This window comes from Porphyromonas uenonis 60-3 (genome assembly GCF_000174775.1).
Lineage (GTDB): Bacteria > Bacteroidota > Bacteroidia > Bacteroidales > Porphyromonadaceae > Porphyromonas > Porphyromonas uenonis_A.
Window position 1 is genome coordinate 1 of the sequence record NZ_ACLR01000107.1, and the last position, 1,032, is coordinate 1,032.

A 1,032-nucleotide genomic window follows, 5' to 3' on the forward strand; every position below is an offset into this window, starting at 1 on the left:
TTGCCTAGCTCCTTGAAGTATATATCTGCCTTGTTTGAAGGTAGATTACCTTCACCAGCGTGCAGGAAGTCCACCATCTCTAGCGACAGCTTCTCAGGCTCCTTGGCATACTTCACATTGAAAGCGTAAAAAGAGCCATCGGTGCAGATTACCGACATATTGGTCTCTGTCTCAAAGTCCTTGACGGAGGCTTTAACACGGAGTACGTTCTCTGCGCTTTCCGCCTTAGCAGCGACAATGTTGGCACTCCCTAAGTCCACATAGCGTATCGGTGCGGGAAAGATGAGATGGGTGGTCTTGTCAAAGGTGACCTCTAGTCCATACGGTATAACGGTACGACCATCAGGCATACTTCTCGTCAAGCCTTGATACAGGTCGCCTGACGACTGAGCGTGAGCGGTGGAGAATGCGCCAGCTCCTAGTGTCAGGAGGGCGAAAATAAGAGTGAATAAAGTCTTGTTCATTGTATAGATGATGTTTGAGTGTTAGTTCTTCTGAGATTTGTCATAAAGGTAGAGCTGATAACCAGCCTTAATTTTGATTTTGACCTCGCTAGCCTTAGAGCGCATGTAGTTGCCCCCGGCACGTATGAGTCCATTGGAGACATTGGCGAGGATTTGATCCTTGCCACTCTGCTGTATAGAGATACCTCCTGTGGCTGTCTCTGCCAAGCCCTCTCCAAGGGCTTTGAGTCCCACAGCTTCCGCTGTTACAGGTACGTACAACCCCTCTTGACCATTAAGGTCAAAGGCGGACAAGTCTACTCCTATGATTCTTTCCCGATACTCAATAGAGGTAACTTTCAGCTGTAGACGATTGTTTGTCAGGGTTGACTTAGCCACAATAGTCGTACCCTTAGGTACAACTACAGAGCCTATCTGTATGTCCTCCATAAGACGCATTTTGACCTCATCGCCTAGCTTGATGGTCTTGGTCTCATCGATGATAGCTCGCATCGTGTTCTTGGCAATAGTCTCACTACGCAACGAACCTACAGACGTGGTAAAGCGGTTCTGTAGCAAAGCCTCGTGC

2 protein-coding genes are annotated in these 1,032 nt (G+C 48.3%); both read right to left on the minus strand.

The genetic code is table 11. The annotated features are described in order from the left end of the window. Positions 1 to 464, minus strand: a 464-nt coding sequence (locus PORUE0001_RS02715; protein ID WP_007364941.1) for a DUF4138 domain-containing protein, incomplete at its 3' end; no start/stop codon positions are given. A gap of 21 nt (positions 465 to 485) precedes the next feature. After that, positions 486 to 1,032 (minus strand): conjugative transposon protein TraM (gene traM / locus PORUE0001_RS02720; protein WP_007364940.1); only part of this gene is annotated, 547 nt, incomplete at its 5' end.